16 protein-coding genes are annotated in these 19,147 nt (G+C 37.7%); 12 read left to right on the top strand and 4 right to left on the bottom strand.

All coding sequences use genetic code 11. The features are described 5' to 3' along the window. Nucleotides 1-18: 18 nt before the first annotated feature. Both ytrI and ytrH read right to left on the bottom strand, forming a co-directional pair. On the bottom strand, nucleotides 19-522 hold the full coding sequence (gene ytrI / locus LS684_RS16100) for a sporulation membrane protein YtrI (protein WP_233807426.1): 504 nt from the start codon (nucleotides 520-522) through the stop codon (nucleotides 19-21). Continuing rightward, nucleotides 519-857 (bottom strand): sporulation membrane protein YtrH, encoded by a 339-nt coding sequence (gene ytrH, locus LS684_RS16095; RefSeq protein WP_233807425.1) that lies wholly within the window; start codon nucleotides 855-857, stop codon nucleotides 519-521. Before ytrH ends, ytrI begins: the two co-directional genes overlap by 4 nt. Before the next feature lie 196 nt (nucleotides 858-1,053). On the opposite strand from ytrH, the gene dnaE reads away from it, so the two are divergent. The 7 genes from dnaE (at nucleotide 1,054) to pyk (ending at nucleotide 11,637) form a co-directional block, all read left to right on the top strand. Continuing rightward, a complete protein-coding gene (gene dnaE, locus LS684_RS16090; protein WP_233807424.1) occupies nucleotides 1,054-4,410 on the top strand; it encodes a DNA polymerase III subunit alpha in 3,357 nt (1,118 codons plus the stop codon). A 115-nt stretch (nucleotides 4,411-4,525) separates the two neighbouring features. Then, complete coding sequence (gene ystJ / locus LS684_RS16085; protein ID WP_233807423.1) at nucleotides 4,526-5,764, top strand: NADP-dependent malic enzyme; 1,239 nt, start codon at nucleotides 4,526-4,528, stop codon at nucleotides 5,762-5,764. Between the two features lie 72 nt (nucleotides 5,765-5,836). Further along, nucleotides 5,837-6,400, top strand: coding sequence for a FadR/GntR family transcriptional regulator (locus tag LS684_RS16080; protein ID WP_432418830.1), 564 nt, complete (start codon nucleotides 5,837-5,839; stop codon nucleotides 6,398-6,400). 151 nt (nucleotides 6,401-6,551) lie between these two features. Then, entirely contained in the window at nucleotides 6,552-7,421 is an 870-nt protein-coding gene (gene accD, locus LS684_RS16075; protein WP_233807422.1) for an acetyl-CoA carboxylase, carboxyltransferase subunit beta, read from the top strand. Then, nucleotides 7,415-8,392 (top strand): acetyl-CoA carboxylase carboxyl transferase subunit alpha, encoded by a 978-nt coding sequence (gene accA, locus LS684_RS16070; RefSeq protein ID WP_233807421.1) that lies wholly within the window; start codon nucleotides 7,415-7,417, stop codon nucleotides 8,390-8,392. Before accD ends, accA begins: the two co-directional genes overlap by 7 nt. Nucleotides 8,393-8,882: 490 nt before the next feature. Beyond that, a complete protein-coding gene (gene pfkA / locus LS684_RS16065) occupies nucleotides 8,883-9,842 on the top strand; it encodes a 6-phosphofructokinase (RefSeq protein WP_233807420.1) in 960 nt (319 codons plus the stop codon). A 34-nt stretch (nucleotides 9,843-9,876) separates the two neighbouring features. Further along, nucleotides 9,877-11,637, top strand: a complete 1,761-nt coding sequence (pyk, locus tag LS684_RS16060; protein ID WP_233811682.1) for a pyruvate kinase — start codon at nucleotides 9,877-9,879, stop codon at nucleotides 11,635-11,637. Nucleotides 11,638-11,892: 255 nt separating this feature from the next. Here pyk and LS684_RS16055 read toward each other — a convergent pair whose 3' ends face one another. Then, nucleotides 11,893-12,213, bottom strand: a complete 321-nt coding sequence (locus tag LS684_RS16055; RefSeq protein ID WP_233807419.1) for a hypothetical protein — start codon at nucleotides 12,211-12,213, stop codon at nucleotides 11,893-11,895. A 149-nt stretch (nucleotides 12,214-12,362) separates the two neighbouring features. Here LS684_RS16055 and LS684_RS16050 point away from each other — a divergent pair, with 149 nt between their 5' ends. Beyond that, nucleotides 12,363-12,749, top strand: a complete 387-nt coding sequence (locus LS684_RS16050) for an FxsA family protein (RefSeq protein ID WP_233807418.1) — start codon at nucleotides 12,363-12,365, stop codon at nucleotides 12,747-12,749. A 52-nt stretch (nucleotides 12,750-12,801) separates the two neighbouring features. Here the strand turns inward: LS684_RS16050 and ytvI are convergent, their stop codons facing one another. Further along, nucleotides 12,802-13,920, bottom strand: a complete 1,119-nt coding sequence (gene ytvI, locus LS684_RS16045) for a sporulation integral membrane protein YtvI (protein ID WP_233807417.1) — start codon at nucleotides 13,918-13,920, stop codon at nucleotides 12,802-12,804. Nucleotides 13,921-14,126: 206 nt separating this feature from the next. Here ytvI and LS684_RS16040 point away from each other — a divergent pair, with 206 nt between their 5' ends. From LS684_RS16040 to mdh, 4 genes are all read left to right on the top strand, one after another. Then, on the top strand, nucleotides 14,127-14,612 hold the full coding sequence (locus LS684_RS16040) for a DUF441 domain-containing protein (RefSeq protein ID WP_432418779.1): 486 nt from the start codon (nucleotides 14,127-14,129) through the stop codon (nucleotides 14,610-14,612). A 738-nt stretch (nucleotides 14,613-15,350) separates the two neighbouring features. Further along, nucleotides 15,351-16,469: a citrate synthase gene (gene citZ / locus LS684_RS16035; protein WP_233807414.1), complete on the top strand. Its 1,119-nt coding sequence runs from the start codon at nucleotides 15,351-15,353 to the stop codon at nucleotides 16,467-16,469. A gap of 229 nt (nucleotides 16,470-16,698) precedes the next feature. Next, the gene (gene icd / locus LS684_RS16030; protein ID WP_233807412.1) at nucleotides 16,699-17,967 is read left to right on the top strand and encodes an NADP-dependent isocitrate dehydrogenase; all 1,269 of its coding nucleotides are present in this window, start codon (nucleotides 16,699-16,701) and stop codon (nucleotides 17,965-17,967) included. A 139-nt stretch (nucleotides 17,968-18,106) separates the two neighbouring features. After that, the gene (mdh, locus tag LS684_RS16025; protein WP_233807410.1) at nucleotides 18,107-19,045 is read left to right on the top strand and encodes a malate dehydrogenase; all 939 of its coding nucleotides are present in this window, start codon (nucleotides 18,107-18,109) and stop codon (nucleotides 19,043-19,045) included. Nucleotides 19,046-19,147: the final 102 nt, after the last annotated feature.

Raw genomic sequence — 19,147 nt, 5'->3', positions numbered from 1 at the left:
TGACCATGTGTCGAGCGCCTAATCTGCTAAAGATATTTTTAATTGAATTGATAACGTTGTGAATATGACGATTTCACTTACTTCAAGCTTGTACCGTTTGTCGTTCACTTTAAAGGTCTTATTCTCAATTACTCTTCTAATGAGATCTCTACTTTTAAAAACAGTATTAATATCTTTTGCATTCATCACACTAATATCGTCTTTCACTTCTTCTTCAATTTCAAAGACGCTTAATGTATCCAGGTCATATTTTTCACTGTTTATGATTTTTACCTTTATTTCCTGTACAGTGAGTTGCTCCTTATTTCTCTTATTTAGCTCTTTGAATTCCTCTTGCCAAATTTTTTTGTCATTGTTAAGTTTTTCAATTTCTTCTTCTTGTTTTTTGATTTGGGTACTATATTCCTCCTGCCATACGCCAAAAATATACAGAAAAATGAACCAGCTTATAAAGCCCCCAATCGCCATTCCAGCAAGAAGACGTTGCCAAGAAGGAAGTCTGTAATAGGGGGGGATTCTCATGAGGATATATGCTCCTGTGTTAGCCAATTTATAAGCAAAGCCCCGGTTTGTGCGCCTCCTAAGGCAGCCACAATTAAGAGGAATTGCTTAAACAGCCCTTTTGTATCCCCATCTAAAAGTCCTCTTTCAAAGCTATATACTGTATCGAATGTTCCTCCAATGGCTGCTACAATTGCCCAAATGCGAATCATGTTCGAAATTCGAAAAACTTCTGTTAATGGTGGTTTTCCAGTTAAAAATGCAGCAAGCCCTCCGATGATAGACCCACCAATTAAGACACCTAATGCAATAAAATAGCTTTCAATCAGGGAAGCAAAAAAAGGCTGTTCTTTCATATATCAACCGTCCTAACATTAAAGATAAACTCTCTATTCCATCTTATGGACAAACTTCTGCGAATATGCTTATCTAGAAAGAACAGTCGCAATGGTGGAATGAATTTATTAAGTAAAAAAGAGAACATATTTTCTTTTTGAAAAGTAGCGTTCTATAATGTTAGTAGAGAGAAAGTTTGTAAAGGTGTGAAACGAAATGTCATATATTCACCTTCATGTTCAAAGTGCATATAGCTTGCTTTCGAGTACAGCAACGGTCGAACAGCTCGTTTCAAGTGCAAAGCAAAAAGGATTCACCGCTATTGCCTTGACCGATCGAAATGTCATGTACGGTGCAATTTCATTTTATAAAGAATGCTTAAAGCAATCGATTAAACCTATATTAGGATTAACGGTTGATGTGATTAGTGAAATGGACGAAGAAAAGGCATACCCATTGGTATTGCTAGCAAATAATCAAAAAGGGTTTAAAAACCTTCTAAAAATTACAAGTGTGGTACAAACAAAGTCTCCTCTTGGAATTCCAATTAAATGGTTAAAGCACTATTCAGAAGGAATTACGGCTATCTCACCAGGACTAGATGGAGAAATCGAACGTTTTTTATTAGACGAGGATGAGAATACTGCTATGAAAATAGTAGAAATCTATAAACAAACGTTCGAGCCAAACCAATTTTATCTTGCTATTCAAAACCTAGGAATAACTGAACAGGAAAAAATGAATTCACAACTACAAAAGCTTGGCTCAGCTTATGGCGTGGAGCTTGTTGCAACCAATCCAGTCTATTATCTTGCCCGTGAAGATTCCTTTGCCCATGAGTGTGTATTAAGTATAAAAAATGGAGATAAGCTTCAAGATGAGCTTAGAGAACGCTTGCCTAGTGATCAATATTATTTAAAGGACACGAATGAAGTGGTAGAAGGGATGTCTGCCTATCCAGATGCTTTAGAAAATACGCTAGCGATTGCTGAACGCTGTAATGTCATGCTTGAATTAAACCAGCAGCATCTGCCAAAATATCCAGTTTCTGAAGGAGAGAGCGCGGCTTCATTATTAGAAAAAATCTGCTGGAAAGGTCTTCAAGAGCGATTCTCTGAAGTGGGAATTGAGCATAAGCAAAGGTTACAATACGAGCTTAGTGTGATTCAAAAAATGAATTTCAGTGATTATTTTCTTATTGTATGGGACTTTATGAGATTTGCTCGGGAACGAGAAATCCTGACGGGACCTGGACGTGGATCAGCGGCTGGATCAATAGTTGCTTATGTACTTTATATTACAGATGTAGACCCGATAAAGCATGAGCTTTTATTTGAACGATTTTTGAACCCAGAGCGTATATCCATGCCTGATATTGACATCGATTTTCCAGATAACCGAAGAGATGAAGTAATTGATTATGTTGTACACAAGTACGGTGAATTACATGTAGCTCAAATTATTACATTTGGTACTTTAGCTGCAAAGGCTGCGATTCGTGATGTTGGGAGAGTATTTGGCTTAAATCCGAAAGAGCTTGATACAGTTTCAAAATATATTCCTTCTAGACTAGGCATTACCTTAAAGGAAGCTTATCAAGAATCGGAGTCTTTACGAAATTTTATTAGGCAATCGGATATGAATAAACGATTATTTGAAACTGCATTAAAGCTTGAGGGGTTGCCGCGACATACTTCCACACATGCGGCAGGGGTTATTATTAGTGAACAGCCTTTAATTCAAATGGTTCCAATTCAGGAGGGGCATAATCATGTCTATTTAACTCAGTATTCAATGGAGCATCTTGAATCGGTTGGACTTTTGAAAATGGACTTCCTTGGTCTAAGAAATTTGTCTTTAATTGAAAATATCGTGGCATCCATTCAGAGAGCAACAGGGAAGAAGCTTGAGATTCAGAAGATTCCACTGGAAGATGAGAAGACATTTGCTTTATTGAGTAAGGGGAACACTACAGGGGTATTTCAGCTGGAATCAGATGGGATGCGAAGTGTCCTTAAACGATTAAGACCAAATCAATTTGAAGATATTGTCGCGGTTAATGCTCTATATCGACCAGGTCCAATGGAAAATATTCCGCTGTATATAAATCGAAAGCATGGGAAGGAACTTGTGTCCTATCCTCATGCAGATTTGCAAGCCATTTTGCAAAATACGTACGGTGTCATTGTATATCAAGAGCAGATCATGCAAATCGCCTCCAAAATGGCAGGGTTTTCCCTGGGTGAAGCGGATCTACTTCGTCGTGCAGTAGGGAAAAAACAAAAGCATGTTTTAGATAAGGAAAGAGCTCATTTTGTCCGAGGATCAGTCCAAAAAGGATATAGTGAAGAAACGGCAAACTCTATATATGACCTAATTGTTCGCTTTGCTAATTATGGGTTTAACCGTTCACATGCAGTTGCATACAGCTTTATAGCGTACCAGCTTGCCTACTTAAAAGCGCACTATCCACAGCATTTTATGGCTGCGCTGTTAACGTCTGCTATAGGGAATGAAGGAAAGCTATCACAATATATACGAGAGCTGAAACAAATGGACTTTCCTATACTCCCCCCTTCAATTAATTACAGCGGCTATACTTTTATGGTGGATAAACAAGGGATTCGGTATAGTTTATCAGCAATTAAAGGAATTGGAATGACGGTGTTAAAAGAAATATTTCAAGCGAGAAAAAACAAAAAATTTGCAGACTTGTTTGATTTTTGCATCCGAGTTTCCAAAAAAGCCATTAATCGTAAAACAATGGAAATACTTGTTCATTCAGGAAGCTTTGATGAGTTTGGCGAAGATCGTGCAGTTCTTTTAGCAAGTCTAGATGTTGCTTTAGATCACGCGCAATTAGTGAAGCCAGATGATTCAGACCAAGGTGATCTTTTTTCCGAAGAAGATTTTATGCTTAAACCAAAATACGTAAATGTTGACCCGATTCAAATCGAGGATAAGTTACAGCTAGAAAAAGAAGCGCTCGGCTTATATTTATCTGACCATCCTGTTTCTGTTTATGAATCATCCTTTCTAACATTAGGAGCGAAGCCTTTAGTAGACTTAGCTGGAAAAGCTACTACAGTTGCTTATGTTTCTGAGATCAAAAAGATTCGAACCAAAAAGGGAGATGCCATGGCATTCTTAACGATAAGCGATCAAAGTGGAGAAATGGAAGCTGTTGTTTTTCCAACCGTGTTTAAACGAATATCCCATCTGCTTGCAAAAGGCGTAGTCCTTTATTTACAAGGGAAGATAGAGGAAAAGGATGGAAGAAGTCAATTTATAGTACAATTGGGAGAAGTTTTAGAAAGTGTGTTAGAAAGAGCAACCCCAAATGAAGCAACCCTATATCTGAAGATTGAGCAAGAAGTTGAAACAGAAGAACAGCTAACTATCCTAAAGGCATTATTACGACAGCATCAAGGGAACATTCCATGTATCCTTTATTATGCAAGTTCAAAAAGAATGGTTCGTCTCAGTCAAGACGACCGAATAGTCCCATCTCCTCAATTATTAGATCAGCTTAAGGAGATATTAGGAGACTCGAACGTTATTCTCAAATCGTAAGCTCTTTACAACCCATAAAGATATGGTATATTGATTAATAGAAAATGTGGTCAGACCACTAATACAAATCTTGGAAGTGTAACTTCTTTCGGATAATTAGAGGGAGTGAACAAACTTGACACTACGCGAAGAAGCATTACATATGCATCGTGTCCATAAAGGAAAGTTAGAATCAACATCTAAAGTACAAGTCAGAAATGCTAAGGATTTAAGCTTAGCATATTCGCCAGGAGTAGCAGAGCCTTGTAAAGAAATTTATGATAAGCCCGAAACGGTTTATGAGTATACAATGAAGGGCAATATGGTTGCCGTTGTTTCAGATGGTACAGCTGTATTAGGTCTTGGAAACATTGGGCCTGAAGCGGCATTACCTGTTATGGAAGGAAAGGCTGTTCTATTTAAAAGCTTTGCAGGAGTAGATGCTTTTCCAATCTGTTTAAATACAACAGATGTTGATAAAATTGTCGAGACAGTTAAGCTGTTAGAACCAACATTTGGCGGTGTGAATCTAGAGGATATTGCAGCACCTAATTGCTTTGAAATCGAAGAGCGTCTAAAAAAGGAAACAAATATTCCAATTTTTCATGATGATCAGCATGGGACGGCAATTGTAACGGTAGCTGGCTTAGTTAATGCGTTAAAGCTTGTTGGTAAGAAAATGAATGAAATTAAAGTGGTTGCGAACGGGGCAGGAGCAGCTGGAATTGCCATCATTAAGCTACTTTATAGCTATGGTGTGCGGGATATCATCATGTGTGATTCCAAGGGAGCAATTTATGAAGGACGTCCGGTTGGGATGAATGCCATTAAGCATGAGGTTGCCAAGTATACAAATCGTGAAAATAAACAAGGGAGCTTGGCAGATGTCATTAATGGGGCAGATGTATTTATTGGTGTATCGGTTGCTGGAGCATTAACTGCAGAAATGATTCAAACGATGAACACAGATGCTATTATTTTTGCTATGGCAAACCCTACTCCAGAGATTATGCCAGAAGAGGCAAAAGTCGCAGGTGCAAAGGTAGTTGGAACAGGACGTTCTGATTTTCCTAACCAGGTGAACAATGTTTTAGCTTTCCCAGGAATATTTAGAGGAGCACTTGATGTAAGAGCTACACATATAAATGAGAAAATGAAGGTAGCGGCTGTAGAGGCAATTGCAAGCCTTATTGAAGGATCTGAGCTGCATGCAGACTATGTAATCCCTGCTCCATTTGATCCAAGAGTTGCTCCAGCTGTAGCTGCAGCTGTTGCTAAAGCTGCTATGGAGACAGGTGTTGCTCGCATTAAGGTAGATCCAGATGAAGTGAGACAAAGAACAAGTAGCTTAGCAGTCATCGGGAAAAGTGAGTGAGTGGTGAAGGTGAATCCTACATCTTCTGGACAATCAAAGGTATATTTAGAGATTGTCAAGCAATTAAGAGCTATGATTGAACAGGACGGCCTTAAACCTGGAGATAAAATTCCATCAGAACGAGAACTTTGTGAGCGCTTAAATGTGGGGCGCTCCTCAGTTCGTGAAGCTTTGCGCGCACTCGAGCTTCTTGGACTTATTGAGACAAGAAGGGGAGAAGGTACGTTTATTAGAGATTTTCGAGACCATCAGCTCGTTCAGCTTCTAAGTACATTTATTCTTCAAGATAAAAAGGTCATCCGTGATGTTAAAGAAACGAAATATTTAATTGAATTGGATTGTTTGAGACTAATTGTCCATCGGAAAATTGATGATGAACTTAATCGACTAATCCATTGGGTTCAGTCGAAAGAAATCTTAGATGATGAATTTTTCTTACGCATTGTTGAACTAGCTGACAATCGATTATTTCTAAGAATATGGATTATATTAAAAGACTACTATAATGCATTGAAGCTAAGGCAAAACGAAGAGTCAAAAGAAAAGTATTTATTCCTTATTACAGCGTTGAAAAGCCAAGATGAACAGCAATTAATTGACGCCTATCGACAGCTTAGAAATTTGTCGAAGAGTTGACGACAATTTTTTGCAAATTTTGTAGTACTCATCCTCTATTATGAATAAGGACAAGTAAAAAAATGCCTAACACCATTAGGCGTTCATTATTCGTATAGTGGTCAGACCACTAAGGGATTGACTATGATTGATATGACAGGGAGGGTAAACCTTGCTTAAAGATATTTTTACGAAAACAAAAAAGAAGAAATATGCGACAATTCCTTCTGAAGCCTCAAAACAGGATGTTCCAGAAGGAATCATGACAAAATGTCCAAACTGTAGAAAAATCATGTATACAAAGGAACTTGTAAAAAATTTAAAGGTATGCTTTCACTGTGATTATCACCATCCAATGAATGCAAAAGAACGAATTAACAGCGTGATTGATGGAAATCATTTTGAAGAATTGAATGCTGGAATGATTTCAGGAAACCCATTAGATTTTCCAGATTATGAAGAAAAGCTGGAGAAAGATAGAAAAAAAACAAAGATTAACGAGGCAGTAGTAACAGGAATTGGGACTATAAACGAACAACAAGTAGTCCTTGCTGTGATGGATTCCACTTTCCGAATGGGAAGTATGGGCTCTGTTGTTGGGGAGAAAATCACTCGAGCTATTGAAAAGGCTGGAGAACTTAGGGTTCCGTTTATTATCTTTACTGCATCAGGCGGTGCTAGGATGCAGGAAGGGGTACTTAGTCTGATGCAAATGGCAAAGACAAGTGTCGCTTTAAAGAAATTTAGTGATGAGGGCGGGCTTATACTATCAATTATGACACATCCGACAACAGGAGGTGTATCTGCTAGTTTTGCTTCTCTTGGAGATTTCAATCTTGCAGAGCCTGGAGCATTAATCGGATTTGCAGGACGTAGAATAATCGAACAAACGATTCGAGAAGAATTACCAGAGGATTTTCAGACGGCAGAATTTTTATTAAAACACGGTCAATTGGATGCCGTAATATCTAGATTAGATTTGAAAGATAAGCTTTCAACCATTATCAATATACATCAGCCTGGGGGTGACCTCGAATGGTAGGAGAATTAGAGTTCGAAAAACCAGTAACAGAACTGAGAAAGAAGATTGCCGAATTACGAGAGTTTACAAAAACAGCCGATGTTGATCTTAGTTCAGAAATTGAGACACTAGAGAGCCGCTTAGAAAAATTAGAAAAAGAAATATATGAAAATATGAAGCCATGGGATCGGGTTCAAATTGCACGTCATCCAAGTCGTCCTACTACACTTGACTATATTTCATACTTGTTTACAGATTTCTTTGAGTGTCATGGGGACCGTACTTATGGGGACGATGAAGCAATTGTAAGTGGAATAGCGAAATTCAAAGGCTTACCTGTAACTGTAATTGGACACCAAAGAGGTAAGGATACGAAAGAGAACATTCGTCGCAACTTTGGTATGCCTCATCCAGAGGGTTATCGGAAGGCACTACGCCTAATGAAACAAGCAGAAAAGTTCCGCCGTCCGATCATCTGTTTCATTGATACGAAGGGAGCATACCCAGGAAAAGCAGCAGAAGAAAGAGGTCAAAGCGAAGCAATCGCTCGTAATCTTTTCGAGATGGCAAGCCTGAAGGTTCCAGTAGTTTGTATTGTTATTGGAGAAGGTGGAAGTGGTGGAGCGCTTGCATTAGGGGTTGGAAACCATATTCACATGCTTGAAAATTCAACGTATTCGGTTATTTCACCCGAAGGAGCAGCTGCTTTGTTATGGAAGGATTCAACACAAGCGAAACGAGCAGCAGAAACAATGAAAATTACAGCACCAGATTTAAAAGAACTTGGAGTCGTAGATGAAATTGTCCCAGAAGTCAAAGGCGGAGCACATAAAGATGTAGAAGCCCAATCATTTTTCATACAAGATACTCTCTTTAACTCATTAAAGGATTTAAGAAAGCTTTCAGAAGAAGACCTTGTAGCTCATCGATATGAAAAATACAAATCTATTGGCGATTATTCCTTCTTAAATGATTATATCGGAGTAAATTAACACTGTTTTTAAGAGGTGGACCTAGAAAAAAATTTTTGTGAGAATTACTGGAAACTTGCTTCCTCATAGTGAGTGAGCTTCTTTAGCGAACAATTTTTCTATTAGTACCTATTACTGAAACGAAAAAAGCAAGTATAGTAAAAAAAGGGGTTCGGAGGGAATAAATCCGAACCCCTTTAAATTGTATGTAAAAAAATGTTCACAAAATCAAAGAGATTTAGTAGCTTTATTACTAATGTGAATATAGTAGAATCAACAAGGAAACGCTTTCTTTATTAAGTGAAACGCTTCCATTTTATCGACTATTTCGACTTTTGCTTAATTCGTAAGGATTAAGTTGAGAAGCGATATTCTTCATGGTATTTTAGAGTTATTCCCAAGTATTTTGTTTATAATAAAAGAATGACAGCATAGTCAAAGGTGCTTTTAAAAAAGGATTTTTCAGTATATTCTTACATATTCTTCCTAAATTATACAATGAGGTGACGAGATGAAAAGAATAGGTGTATTAACAAGTGGTGGAGATGCTCCAGGTATGAACGCTGCCGTTCGTGCGGTAGTTCGTAAAGCTATTTATCATAATGTAGAGGTATATGGAATATTTGGTGGGTATGCAGGCTTAATGAGTGGAAATATTCAGAAGCTTGAGCTCGGCTCAGTTGGTGACATTATTCATCGCGGAGGTACCATTCTATATTCTGCAAGATGTGAAGAGTTCAAGACGAAGGAAGGTCAACAACAAGGAATTGAACAGTTAAGGAAGCATGGAATTGAAGGGCTTGTTGTAATCGGAGGAGACGGTTCATACCGTGGGGCAAAAGCTTTAACAGAGCAAGGATTCCCATGTGTAGGTGTACCTGGAACAATCGATAATGATATTCCTGGTACAGAGTTCACCATTGGGTTTGATACAGCATTAAATACAGTTATTGACGCAATTGATAAAATTAGAGATACAGCAACTTCTCACGAGAGAACTTTTATTATTGAGGTAATGGGTCGTGATGCGGGAGACATTGCTTTATGGGCTGGATTAGCTGGTGGTGCTGAAACCATTCTAATTCCTGAAGAGAAGTACAATATGGAAGAAATTGCTCAGCGTTTGAAGAAGGGACATGAGCGTGGAAAACGTCATAGTATAATCATGGTTGCCGAAGGTGTTTGCAGTGGCGTCGAGTTCGGGAAAGAGCTAGAAGAAGCAACTAACTTTGATACGCGTGTATCAGTACTTGGTCACATTCAACGTGGTGGTTCTCCAACAGCCTTTGACCGTGTACTAGCAAGTCGTTTAGGTGCACGAGCAGTTGAACTATTAATTAATGATCAAGGTGGACGTGCAGTTGGAGTTGAAAAGAATCACTTAGTAGATTACGATATCATTGAAGCTCTAGCAAAGAAGCACACGATCGACCTGCACTTATATAAATTATCGAAAGAACTATCTATCTAATTTGGCTTCAAATTATGGGAGGTTTCTAAAAATGATGCGTAAAACAAAAATCGTATGTACTATTGGACCAGCTAGTGAAAGTGTTGAAAAGTTAACTCAGCTTATTGAAGCTGGGATGAATGTATCGAGACTTAATTTTTCACATGGTAACTTTGAAGAACATGGACAAAGAATACAAAATATCCGTGAGGCTGCAAATAAGACGGGGAAAACAGTTGCGATTCTACTCGATACAAAAGGGCCAGAAATCCGTACACACAACATGGAAAATGATTCAATTGAACTGAAAGAGGGTCAATCAATCATTGTATCTATGGACGAGGTTTTAGGTACAAGTGAAAAGTTTTCCATTACATACCCTGGATTAATGGAAGATGTTCAAAAAGGATCTAGAATCCTTTTAGATGATGGACTTATTGGATTAGAAGTAGTTGAAGTTGACCAAGTAAATAAAGAAATCTTAACGAAGGTATTAAATAGCGGCACATTGAAAAATAAAAAAGGGGTTAATGTTCCTGGTGTTTCTGTAAACCTACCTGGTATTACAGAAAAAGATGCACAGGATATTCTTTTTGGAATTGAACAAGGTGTTGACTTTATTGCGGCTTCATTTGTTAGAAGAGCATCTGATGTACTTGAGATTAAGCAGTTATTAGAAGATAACCAAGCATCGCATATTCAAATTATTCCTAAAATCGAAAACCAAGAGGGTGTCGATAATATCGACGAAATTCTTGAAGTATCAGATGGATTAATGGTAGCTCGTGGAGATCTTGGTGTTGAAATTCCAGCTGAAGAAGTACCACTTGTTCAAAAAGAGCTAATCAAAAAGTGTAATGCATTAGGAAAACCAGTCATTACTGCTACTCAAATGCTTGATTCTATGCAACGTAACCCGAGACCGACTCGTGCAGAAGCAAGTGACGTAGCAAATGCTATTTTTGATGGGACAGATGCTATCATGCTTTCTGGTGAAACAGCTGCAGGTACTTACCCAGTAGAAGCAGTACAAACGATGAATAACATTGCATCAAGAGCTGAAACTGCTTTAAAGCATAAAGAAATTTTATCTAACCTTAGTAAAGATACAGATCACAATATTACAGATGCTATTGGACAATCGGTTGCACATACTGCGCTTAACTTAGATGTGAATGCTATTATTACGCCAACAGAGAGCGGACATACAGCTCGAATGATTTCTAAATATCGCCCGAAGGCGCCAATTATTGCAGTAACAGCAAACGAGTCTGTATCACGTCGCTTAGCTTTAGTTTGGGGAGTTTATCCTCAAATGGGGCATCAAGCAAGCACGACAGATGAAATGCTTGATGTAGCTGTACAAGAAAGCTTAAATAGTGGTATTGTGAAGCATGGTGATTTAGTTGTCATCACAGCTGGAGTTCCTGTTGGTGAATCTGGAACAACAAACCTAATGAAGATTCATGTGGTATGCGATATCGTTGCGAAAGCTCAAGGAATTGGTCGCAAGTCAGCTTATGGTAGAGTGGTTGTTGCGAAAAACGCAGAAGAAGCATTAGCAAAAGTTACAGAAGGTTCTATTCTGGTTACAATTGGATCTGATCGTGAAATGGTACCAGCTATTGAAAAGTGCGCGGCATTAATCACTGAAGAAGGTGGTTTAACTAGCCATGCGGCAGTAGTTGGATTAAACGTAGGAATTCCAGTCATTGTAGGAGTAGAAGGAGCTACTAGCCTTTTCAATGAAGGTCAAGAGATTACTGTAGATGCTCAGCGTGGTGTGATCTATAACGGTCATGCGAATGTACTTTAATTAGAAGTCTTAAAATAAATATACCCCCAAATGAAAACATATTATTTGTTTCACATTTGGGGGGTTTTTTTGTTGCTTAGGGAAATATACATTTTTTTGTTTGCTGCTAAGCGGTTCGACATCCTGCTTCAACGCTTTGCACCTCGAGGCCATATACCAGCTTTGAATTGAAGGCAAAGAGTGCTTTCTGTTCCAAACTCGCATACTCGCCCCTAGCCTGACCAATGCCCTTGAGCCTTTGTTGGCCCCATTGTGCTAGTAAATACCTGTAACCCTTCTTTCAATAAAGCTCTCTTCAAATACTTCTTGCTTATCCCCAACTAAATAAGAGCAGAACTTTTTATATAGTAGGTTTATCTCTTCCTCTTCATGTATTAACCTCAAACATTTATGATACTCCTTCTCATCTGGGTATTTTGCAATTTCCATCCATTTTGTAAGGTCTTTCTGGCTCTGAAGATAGATGGATTTATGTTCTATATATTTGCAATAAATAGTAGATGTCTTTTCTTGGAGTTCCAAATAGTCAGCCACTTTATCTTCTTGAATATGGTATTGATAAATCTTTACAAACATTGATATCTCTCCCGTTAAATTAATGCTCACAATATACATCAAGCTATTAGAAAAAATCTAAATGAAGTACGATTCCTAATTGATATTGTTTCTGTTTTTGTGCGAAAGAACATATAATAAGGACAAGGCATATGTCATTTGGAGGTAGCATGAGATATTTACTATTACTTCTTATCATTATCCCAGCTTCTGAGATTGGAATACTACTTTTGTCTGGAAAAACCATTGGAGTTTGGCCGACATTATTGATGATTATTTTTACAGGAATTCTAGGAGCGTATTTAGCAAAGAAGCAAGGATTAGAAACCATAAGAAAGGCACAGGAGCAAATGCAATATGGACAAATCCCTGGTGATGCCATCCTTGATGGGATTTGTATATTAATTGGGGGAACCGTGTTACTAACACCAGGGTTTATAACGGATGCACTAGGATTTTTGTTACTTGCACCGCCTACTAGGAAATTCTTCAAAATGTTACTAATCAAAGGCTTAAAAAACTGGATGAATCGTGGAAGAATTACGATAATACGCTAAGAAAAAAAGACAAGGCTACTCGATTATAGAGTAGTCTTGTTTTTTTCGTGTGCTAACTACTTTCTTTCCCTTTAATAAATGACCAAAGGTCTCTAAATACGTTGGCTTTATGGAGGGTAGTGATGATAACTAGAGTAACAGGACCTACAATAAGACCTAAAAATCCAATGAGCTTAAAACCAACAAATAACGAAACAAGGGTGGCAAGCGGATCAAGACCAATGCTTGAGGAAAGAACTTTAGGCTCCATCACCTGGCGTTGTACAATAACCACAATGTAGAGAACTGTAAGTCCAACTGCTAACGACGTTTCTCCTGCAATAAGCTCATAAATAATCCAAGGGACAAAGACAGCTCCCGTTCCTAGATATGGAATGATATCGACAATACCTGTCACAAGTGCAATTGTAATAGCATAGTCGACACGTAAGATTAACAGTCCGACTAAAATAATTACAGTAGTAATTGAAATTAACGTAAGCTGGGCTTTCACGAATCCAAATAGTGCTTTTTTCAAATCTGCGACAACGGTTTTGCTACTTGACTTTGCTCGGTTTGGTAGTATTTTTCCTCCGATTGTAGATAAGCGATACCAGTCTTTACTAATAAAGAAGGTTGCAAGGAGGGAGAAAATGATAACAGTTGCTGCGTTTGGGAACCATGATAAAATGTTTGGGATGTTTAAGAAGAAATTTTGAATAAAATCTCCTACAGTTGTTCCAATATTTTTTCCAACGTCTTCAATATTGGATAAAATCGTATCCTTTTGTCCTGAATCGAGGTTATTAAACAAGCTAGTTAGTTGGTTATAAAGTGGGATAATCTGTCCTGCAATAAATTGCTCGATGTAATCAATTAGTGTTTCTATATGAGTAGGTACAACCTTGGCTAAATACTCTGCTCCTGAGACAATTTCAGCAACAAGTAATGTAATCAACCCAGCAAATACGGCAAAGATAATAATTAAAGCAACAAAAACTGCGAGAGCTCTTGGCATCTTCCCTTTATTTGTAAGTAAATTGACTAGCGGATTGATTAAAAAGGCAATTGCTAATCCAATCAAAAAGGGATAAGTTACTTTCGATAAATAAAAAAATCCAATTAGAGTAAGAAGAACGACGGCGACTACAAAGATCAACCGAAGCGTTCGATTTAGGTAGATTTGATTCAAACAAAAGCCTCCTTTTTTTGATTTATACGTATAGTTTATCACCATTATGGAAAAACTTCATTTTTTTGTCAGCAGATTATCTAGTTAGCTACCTAATTCAACAATAGGATGTACACATCTAACTGAACACATCGTAACAAGTCTTCAGAACAAGAATAATAATTCATCACATTCGTTAACTTCAAATAGCTATGTTAGTATAATGAATGAAACGGGAGGGAGTAGGACAATTGTTTTCTCAATCACTCATTTTTTTAGCACTTTTACTAGGTATTGCTTTTTTAGCGAAAAATAACTCGTTAATTATCGCGGTTATTGTACTCATTGGGATGAAACTAGTTGGTGTTGACTCTAAGACATTTGCTTATATTCAGTCTAAAGGGATTAACTGGGGAGTTATCATTATCACGATTGCTGTGTTAGCCCCCATTGCAACCGGAGATATTGGGTTCAAGGATTTAACTGGTGCATTTAAGTCTGTATATGCATGGATAGCACTTATATCAGGTATTGCCGTAGCTTTACTAGCTAAAGGAGGATTAGTGCTGTTAGCAGATGATCCCCATATTACTACAGCGCTTGTTTTAGGTACAATAATAGCGGTTGCTTTATTTAAAGGGGTTGCGGTTGGGCCGCTAATAGGAGCAGGAATTGCTTATGCAGCAATGAAGTTAATTGAGCTATTTAAGTAAGTAGATCACATTAAAAATTGACTGGGGGTTAACCATCTCTAGTCAATTTTTAATCACAATAATGGATCTATCATTCCATCGTTGAACGGGATGTTATTTGCGTTCTTACAGGAATAGCAAGTGTTTGAAGAAAAAATGAAAAAACGTGTCTCCTTAATACCAATTTGATTGCAAAAATTCGTCAAGATAATAACGTATCTTGTATTTTATTAATTCTAAGTTTTTTTAATAAAATAATAAATTTTTCACATTTTAAGCTCTTTGCATTCACAAAAGTCTGATAATTGTTTATAATAGGACTTGTAAGCGCATCCTTTTTTGATTGTTACTTACACTTAGTTCTAATTCACTAGATTTAATAAAGGGATTTCTGAGATTGTTTTGTTTTTTAATTCTAGGTTGATTGTAATGGTGGATAACACTGAAGCTGAAGCTTGATATGAATATCCACATAAGACAATGCCATCTTCTTAAATAATGAGAGCATTTACTTTCTAGAAACGAATTTGGATCTATATGAAGAGGAATAAATTTCTTTCTTTTTTTTATCATTTCTGAGCAGTCGCTCAATCATTGAATATTTATTTGAGCGAAAACATATGATTGCTTATATTAGTTAGCCGTTAGGGGCATATTTTCATAGCCTCTTAGATTAATAAAACCTAATTTATGAAATTTAGAAAGAATGTTTTGAATCACGGGGCAAGGGGAAACTATTTTGTGAAGGAGAGATTTGGTATGACAGTAACACGTGGTCTTGAAGGGGTAGTTGCAACAACATCCTCTATTAGTTCTATCATCGACGATACACTTACTTATGCAGGCTATAATATTGATGACTTAGCAAAAAATGCAAGTTTCGAAGAGGTCATCTATCTACTATGGCACCGAAAACTACCAACTCAGCCTGAATTACAAGAATTAAATAAGCAATTAGCAGAAAACGCTGAGCTTCCTAAAGAAGTGTTAGATCATTTTAAAATGTATCCAATTGATCAAGTACATCCAATGGCAGCATTACGTTCAGCGGTATCATTATTAGGCTTATATGATGAAGATGCTGATCTAATGGATGAAACGGCAAATTACCATAAGGCAATTCGTTTGCAAGCAAAAATGCCTACTATTGTTACAGCATTTGCTCGAGTAAGAAAAGGATTAGAACCTGTTGCTCCACGAACGGATCTAAGCTTTGCAGCAAATTTCTTGTATATGTTAACTGGAAAAGAGCCAGAACCTATCGCAATCGAAGCGTTCAATAAAGCATTAGTATTACACGCTGATCATGAATTAAATGCGTCTACGTTTACTGCACGTGTATGTGTGGCTACGTTATCGGATGTATATTCAGGTATTACAGCTGCGATCGGTGCTTTAAAAGGACCTCTTCATGGTGGAGCAAACGAAGCCGTAATGAAAATGCTAACAGAAATTGGTTCCGTAGAAAAGGTAGATACGTATATTAATGAAAAACTTCAAAATAAAGAAAAAATCATGGGCTTTGGTCACCGCGTCTATCGTCTAGGCGATCCTCGTGCAAAGCATTTGAAAGAAATGTCTGAAAAGCTGACAAAATTAACTGGTGAGCCCCAATGGTATGAAATGTCTACCAAAATTGAAAGCATCGTGACTGGTCAGAAGAATTTACCACCTAATGTGGACTTCTATTCTGCATCTGTGTATCACAGCTTAGGAATTGACCATGATTTATTTACGCCAATTTTTGCAGTAAGCCGAGTTTCTGGTTGGTTAGCTCACATTTTAGAACAATATGATAATAACCGCTTAATTCGCCCACGAGCTGAATATACAGGACCAGGAATGCAATCGTATATTCCAATCGAGCAAAGAGGTTAATGAAATAAGTTGATTTTTTAAATTTAGCTAAATTTTTTAAAAAATTATGCCGCAACATTTTACTTTTTAGTGAAAAATTGCTGTAATAGTATAGGGTAGGTAAAAGGTTAGAAGGAGATCCTTTCTAACCTTGCTTCCTGTATATGAAGGAATATAGTTTTTCTCTATATCTGCTTCAATCTAGATGTAGCCTATTCACTTTAGTTTTCGAATTTGGAGGGAGAAAAAAATGCAAGGTGAAAAAATCACAGTTAACAATGGAGTACTAAATGTTCCAAATAACCCAATTGTTCCTTATATCGAAGGAGATGGAATTGGTCCTGATATCTGGGCTTCAGCTTCTAAGGTTCTAGATGCTGCTGTAGATAAAGCTTATAAAGGTGAGCGCAAAATTGAATGGAAAGAAGTTTTAGCAGGTGAAAAAGCTTATAACCAAACAGGTGAGTGGCTTCCAACTGAAACGTTAGATCTTATTAAGGAATATTTAATTGCGATTAAAGGCCCATTAACAACTCCAATCGGTGGAGGGATTCGCTCTCTTAATGTAGCTTTACGCCAAGAATTAGATCTATACGTATGCTTACGCCCAGTACGTTGGTTTGAAGGGGTACCATCACCAGTTAAACGTCCACAAGATACAGATATGGTTATCTTCCGTGAAAACACAGAAGATATTTATGCTGGTATCGAATATTCAAAAGGATCAGAAGAAGTGAAAAAGCTAATTTCATTCTTAAAGAATGAAATGGGAGTTAACAAGATTCGTTTCCCAGAAACCTCTGGTATCGGAATTAAGCCAGTATCTGAAGAAGGTACATCACGTCTTGTTCGCGCAGCAATTGAGTATGCAATTAAAGAAGGACGTAAATCTGTTACACTTGTACATAAAGGGAACATCATGAAGTTCACTGAAGGTGCATTCAAAAACTGGGGTTATGAGCTTGCAGAAAAAGAATACGGTGATAAAGTATTCACTTGGGCTCAATACGATCGCATTAAAGATGAGCAAGGTTCAGAAGCTGCAAATAAAGCTCAGGCAGATGCAGAAGCTGCTGGTAAGATCATCGTAAAGGATGCGATTGCTGACATCTTCCTACAACAAATTTTAACTCGTCCAAAAGAGTTTGATGTTGTTGCTACGATGAACTTAAACGGAGATTATATTTCTGATGCCCTAGCTGCTCAAGTTGGTGGTATTGGTATCGCTCCAGGAGCTAACATCAACTATGAAACTGGTCACGCAATCTTTGAAGCAACTCATGGTACTGCTCCTAAGTATGCTGGTCTTGATAAAGTGAACCCATCATCTGTGCTACTTTCTGGTGTTTTAATGCTTGAGCATTTAGGCTGGAATGAAGCGGCGAATATGATCATCAAATCAGTAGAAAAAACAATCGCTTCTAAAGTTGTCACATATGACTTCGCTCGTCTAATGGAAGGTGCAACTGAAGTGAAATGTTCTGAGTTCGGTGACGAGCTAATTAAGAACATGGAATAACTTGTGTAACTAAAAGCTGTCTTCACATCTTAGTCGAACCCCTTGGTGATCGAGCATACTAGGCGTGAAGATAGCTTTTTTTAAAATGTCTTTACAATTCCTCTATAATCTCAATTGAAACTTGAAGGGAGAATGAACGATGACAATCAAGCGCAAGAAGATTTCGGTAATCGGTGGAGGCTTTACTGGAGCAACAACAGCATTCTTATTGGCTCAAAAAGAACTGGGGGATGTAGTGTTAGTAGATGTTCCACAAATGGAAAATCCGACAAAAGGAAAAGCATTGGATATGCTTGAAGCAAGCCCTGTTCAAGGCTTTGATGCTAATATCACTGGAACGTCAAGCTATGAAGACACTAAGGACTCAGATATAGTTGTCATTACAGCAGGTATTGCTAGAAAACCTGGTATGAGCCGCGACGATTTAGTTCAAACCAATCAAAAAATCATGAAGAGTGTAACTCAAGAGATTGTAAAGTATTCACCGAACTGTTATATTATTGTGTTAACGAACCCAGTAGATGCAATGACATACACTGTTTATAAGGAGTCAGGTTTTCCGAAAAATCGTGTAATCGGACAATCAGGTGTGTTGGATACTGCTCGTTTCAGAACATTTGTAGCTCAAGAGTTAAACATATCTGTTAAAGATATCACTGGCTTCGTATTAGGAGGGCATGGAGATGATATGGTTCCATTAGTCCGCTATTCCTATGCGGGTGGAATTCCACTAGAGTCACTTATTTCAAAGGATCGTCTTGATGCTATCGTGGAGCGTACGCGTAAAGGCGGCGGTGAAATTGTGAATTTACTAGGTAACGGTAGTGCCTATTATGCACCTGCTGCCGCGCTGGTCGAAATGTGTGAAGCCATTTTAAAAGATCAACGCCGAGTACTTCCTTCAATTGCTTATTTAGAGGGAGAATATGGATACGAAGGGATCTATTTAGGTGTACCGACGATCCTTGGTGCAAAAGGAATTGAAAAGGTAATTGAGTTAGAATTAACGGAACAAGAAAAGACTGCATTAGATCAGTCAGCTTCATCAGTGCGCCAGGTCATGTCAATATTAGCATAATCAACATTTTAAAGGGGTTCGGTTATATTCCGATCCCTTTTTTTATGAATGAATAAAAAGGAATAATATTGAAATCATAAGGAATAAGTCAATATAACAGTT

Source organism: Cytobacillus spongiae (assembly GCF_021390075.1).
Note: the sequence above shows the minus strand (reverse complement) of the source record. Positions and strands in the feature narration are given on the sequence as shown.

Coding starts and splice junctions, on each gene's coding strand:
- ytrI (WP_233807426.1), bottom strand. CDS start 522: ATGAGAATCCCCCCCTATTACAGACTTCCTTCTTGGCAACGTCTTCTT.
- ytrH (WP_233807425.1), bottom strand. CDS start 857: ATGAAAGAACAGCCTTTTTTTGCTTCCCTGATTGAAAGCTATTTTATT.
- dnaE (WP_233807424.1), top strand. CDS start 1,054: ATGTCATATATTCACCTTCATGTTCAAAGTGCATATAGCTTGCTTTCG.
- LS684_RS16080 (WP_432418830.1), top strand. CDS start 5,837: ATGATTGAACAGGACGGCCTTAAACCTGGAGATAAAATTCCATCAGAA.
- accA (WP_233807421.1), top strand. CDS start 7,415: ATGGTAGGAGAATTAGAGTTCGAAAAACCAGTAACAGAACTGAGAAAG.
- pfkA (WP_233807420.1), top strand. CDS start 8,883: ATGAAAAGAATAGGTGTATTAACAAGTGGTGGAGATGCTCCAGGTATG.
- pyk (WP_233811682.1), top strand. CDS start 9,877: ATGCGTAAAACAAAAATCGTATGTACTATTGGACCAGCTAGTGAAAGT.
- LS684_RS16055 (WP_233807419.1), bottom strand. CDS start 12,213: ATGTTTGTAAAGATTTATCAATACCATATTCAAGAAGATAAAGTGGCT.
- LS684_RS16050 (WP_233807418.1), top strand. CDS start 12,363: ATGAGATATTTACTATTACTTCTTATCATTATCCCAGCTTCTGAGATT.
- LS684_RS16040 (WP_432418779.1), top strand. CDS start 14,127: ATGAAACGGGAGGGAGTAGGACAATTGTTTTCTCAATCACTCATTTTT.
- citZ (WP_233807414.1), top strand. CDS start 15,351: ATGACAGTAACACGTGGTCTTGAAGGGGTAGTTGCAACAACATCCTCT.
- icd (WP_233807412.1), top strand. CDS start 16,699: ATGCAAGGTGAAAAAATCACAGTTAACAATGGAGTACTAAATGTTCCA.
- mdh (WP_233807410.1), top strand. CDS start 18,107: ATGACAATCAAGCGCAAGAAGATTTCGGTAATCGGTGGAGGCTTTACT.